This is a genomic window from Mesorhizobium sp. M7A.F.Ca.US.006.04.2.1, assembly GCF_004022915.1.
Taxonomy (GTDB): domain Bacteria; phylum Pseudomonadota; class Alphaproteobacteria; order Rhizobiales; family Rhizobiaceae; genus Mesorhizobium; species Mesorhizobium ciceri.
In genome coordinates, this window is sequence record NZ_RZQA01000633.1 from 1 (window position 1) to 3828 (window position 3828).

5 protein-coding genes are annotated in these 3828 nt (G+C 60.1%); all 5 read left to right on the forward strand.

Translation table 11 applies throughout. The features are described 5' to 3' along the window. Positions 1–27: 27 nt before the first annotated feature. Positions 28–567 (forward strand): type VI secretion system contractile sheath small subunit, encoded by a 540-nt coding sequence (tssB, locus tag EN925_RS26880; protein ID WP_013525309.1) that lies wholly within the window; start codon positions 28–30, stop codon positions 565–567. A gap of 2 nt (positions 568–569) precedes the next feature. Beyond that, a complete protein-coding gene (gene tssC / locus EN925_RS26885) occupies positions 570–2075 on the forward strand; it encodes a type VI secretion system contractile sheath large subunit (RefSeq protein ID WP_024504477.1) in 1506 nt (501 codons plus the stop codon). A gap of 46 nt (positions 2076–2121) precedes the next feature. Continuing rightward, the gene (locus EN925_RS26890) at positions 2122–2580 is read left to right on the forward strand and encodes an Hcp family type VI secretion system effector (RefSeq protein ID WP_013525307.1); all 459 of its coding nucleotides are present in this window, start codon (positions 2122–2124) and stop codon (positions 2578–2580) included. After that, entirely contained in the window at positions 2567–3322 is a 756-nt protein-coding gene (tssE, locus tag EN925_RS26895; RefSeq protein ID WP_013525306.1) for a type VI secretion system baseplate subunit TssE, read from the forward strand. The genes EN925_RS26890 and tssE overlap by 14 nt, the downstream gene beginning before the upstream one ends. Before the next feature lies 1 nt (position 3323). Continuing rightward, positions 3324–3828: type VI secretion system baseplate subunit TssF (locus EN925_RS26900; RefSeq protein WP_206632950.1), on the forward strand; the 505-nt coding region annotated here is incomplete at its 3' end.

Sequence of the window (3828 nt, forward strand, 5' to 3'; positions counted from 1 at the left end):
GCTCAGAAGGATGAAAGGTAACAACACATGCCAGCCGAAAGCAAAGCCAAGGTCATCGAACGAAATCGCGCGCCGCGGGTGCAGATCGCCTACGATGTGGAAACCTACGGCAGCCCGACGACGATCGAACTGCCGTTTGTCATGGGCGTGATGGCCGACCTTGCCGGTGCTTCGCAAACCAAGGAAGCGTCAAAGTCGGTGCTGGACCGCTCCTTTGTCGAGACCGACGCGAACCGCTTCCCAAAATTCATGGAGGCGCTCGGCCCCCGCGTCAAAGCGCGGGTGAAGAACACGCTGCCGCAGGCCGAGGGCCAGGAGCGTGACGAGGAACTGGCGCTCGATCTTACATTTTCCAAGATGGGTGATTTCGCCCCCGACAAGATTGCCGAGCAAGTTCCGCAACTGGCCGAGATCCTCAAGATGCGTCGACAACTCGAGGAATTGCTCGGCTTCATGGATGGCCGTGTCGATGCTGAAAAGCGCATCGCGCAGCTTCTGAACAACGAACCGCTTCTTGGCAAGATTGCCAGCCAGGCGCTGGCCGACGACGACAAGGTTGGGGAATGATCATGGCCGAACAGCAAAAGACCGCCTCAGTCGCCGCGGAGGCCGAAGCCATAAACCTCGATGAATTCAGCGGACTCCTCGAAAAAGATTTCAAGGTCAAGAAGGACGACAGCGAGAAGCTGCAACAGCTCGTGCGCAATCTCGCGCTCGCGGCGCAGTCCCGTTCCGACACCACGACCATCTCTTCCAATGCCATCAAATCGATCAAGTCGCTGATCGCCGGCATTGACAAGATGCTGACGACACAGGTCAACGAAATCCTGCACGCGCCGGAAGTGCGTGAGATGGAAGGCACATGGCGAGGGCTGTGGTATCTCGTCAACAACACCGAGACGGATCAGAAGCTGAAGATCCGGGTGATGAACATCTCCAAAGAGCAGCTGGCCGATACGCTTGAAGACTATGAAGGTCAGATGTGGGACCAGAGCCCGATCTTCAAGAAAGTCTACACAGACGAGTATTCGATGCTTGGCGGCGAACCAATCGGCTGCGTGATCGGCGCCTACGAGTTCTCCAATCACCCACGTGACGTCGGCCTGCTGCGCAACATCTCCGGCATCTGCGCTTCCGCGCATACGCCGTTTATCGCGGCCGCTTCGCCGCGCCTATTTCGCATGGACAGCTGGCAGGAACTGCCGAACCCGCAAGACCTGCAGCAGATCGTCTCCAACCCCGCCTATGCCTCGTGGCAGTCGTTGCGCGAGAGTGAGGACGCTCGCTACATCGGCCTGACCATGCCCCGCGTCCTGGCGCGGCTGCCCTACGGCACCGATACCGTTCCGGTGAAGGGTTTCACCTTCGAGGAAGAGGTGGAGGGCGATCACAACAAATATGTCTGGATGAACGCCGCCTTCCCGATGGGCGTCAACATCAACCGCAGTCACAAGCTTTTCGGCTGGGGCACGCAGATCCGCGGCGTGGAGAATGGTGGCACGGTGCTCAACCTGCCGGTGCATAGCTTCCCGACCGATGATGGCTCGATCGCGATGAAATGTCCCACGGAAGTCGCCATCGACGACCGGCGCGAGGCGGAACTGGCCAAGCTTGGCCTGATGCCCATCCTGCACCGGAAGAATACCGATCTCGCGGCCTTCATCGGAGCACACTCGCTGCAGGACGACGAAACGCGGGCGGGGCGGCTGGTCGACCCCGATGCACAGTCGAACGAGCGGCTGAGCGCCAACCTGCCCTACCTGTTCCCGGTCTCGCGCTTTGCGCACTACCTCAAGGCGATCGCGCGCGACAAGGTCGGCTCGTTCAAGGAGCGCGCCGACATGCAGATCTGGTTGACCGAGTGGATCAATCGATACGTGCTGGCCAACCCGGCCTTTGCCGACGACAAGGCACGCGCCAAGCGCCCGCTTGCCGCCGCCGAGGTCCAGGTGGACAGCGTGGAGGGGCGGCCGGGCTATTATAATGCCCGCTTCTATCTGCGCCCGCATTACCAGCTGGAGGGCATCAACGCGTCGCTCCGACTGGTCTCGGAACTACCGTCCGTTAAGACTTGATCGCAGCAACGACAACCTGGTTTTTTGAAAGCGGTGGAGAAACACAATGCCGACTACGAAGATTGATGGCTTCCTGAAGGTTCCCGATATCAAAGGCCCCAGCACCCGCGACGGCCACGATGACGAGATCGAAATCCATGGCGTCGACTACAAGATGGTCGCACCTTATGATCCCAATTCGCTGTCACGCCGTGGCCGCGTCTCCATGGGCATGATCAAATTCACCAAGCACTACGACAAATCATCGCCCTATCTGAAAAAGGCTTTGTTCGAAAACAAGGCCCTTGATGAGGTGGTGTTCTCGGCCCGCCGGACCATCGATGGCGAGACCAAGGATTACCTGGTCGTTACCCTCACCGACGCCTCGATCATGGAATACGACATGTCGCAGGCCGAGGATGAGGAAGACCTGATCCAGGAAGAGGTCAGCTTCGCCTACAAGAAGATCAAATTCGTCTATGACGGCAATGATGAAGCCGAAATGGATGTCTATGTCGGCAAGTGAGGTTCGGCGACCCGGCGCGGGCATGCAGCAGACCACTGGCAGCTTGCGGGCGAAAAGCGAAGCCGTCCAGCCGTCGCTTTGGGATCGTCTCGTCAATGATCTGCCGGGCCTGACCTCGGAAATAGACGGGCTGCGCCATGTCCTGCTCGACGAGCTTGGCGCGGACCGTCTCGACACACTCGTTGCCGGCAGCACGCGTGCCATCGACGCCGATGTGGTACTGACACCGGATCAGAAACGCCGTCTGCATCGGTTGGCCGTTCAGACCCAGCACCGCGTCGAAATCGAAAGCCGTGGCGTGGTGGTATCGGCGCGCGTGCTCAGGGAAGCGGTACGGCGTGACATCGAGGCGCTCTTCAACACAGAGCGCTTCGAGGCGACGCCGCTTCTTTCCGACCTGGAAAATGAACAGGTTGCGGACAATCCCCCTTCGCTTGCCGATTTCCCGGAGGTCCGCCGCAGCGTGGTCAATTACGGCGTGCCCTCCTTCTCGGGCCGCTCGTCGCGCGACTTCGATCGCGAGGTGTTGGCACGTGAGATCCGCATGGTGCTCGCGACCTTCGAGCCCCGCCTGAAGGAAAGCGCAACAAAGGTAACGGTCACGCTTGGCGACAACACCGTCGGCCTGAAGATCGAGATAGACGCCGTTCTGATCATGACCCCGACTCCCGAACGCATGCGCCTGCGCACCACGATCAATCTCGACAACGGTTTGGCGCGGACCGAAATTGGGGAGGCCTGAGATGGATCGGGTCTTCGTCGAATATTACGAGGAGGAACTGAGCCATATCCGCGCTCTTGCATCGGAATTCGCAGACATGCATCCGGCGGTGGCGCGCAATCTTTCCCTCGATACGGTGCCGTGTCCGGACCCATATGTCGAGCGCCTGCTCGATGGCGTAGCCTTCCTGGCCGCGCGCACCCGGCTAAAGGTCGATGCCGAGCGCTCGCGATTTTCCCGCAGTGTGCTCGACGTTCTCTATCCCGATCTGGTCACGCCGGCGCCGGCAACGGCGATGGCGGTGCTGAAACCCGGCCAGCAGGTCCAGACCATGCTGGCCGGCCACGTCGTCAAGCGCAACACACGGCTGGTTTCCAGCCTGCAGCCAGGCCTGTCAACGCGCTGCATTTTCTCAACCGCCCAGGAAATGACTCTATGGCCGATCGCGGTCACTTCGGTCAGCTTTTTTCAGGACCGCAGTGCGATGGCGATGGCTGGCATAGGACCGATCGGCGGTGTCAGCGGCG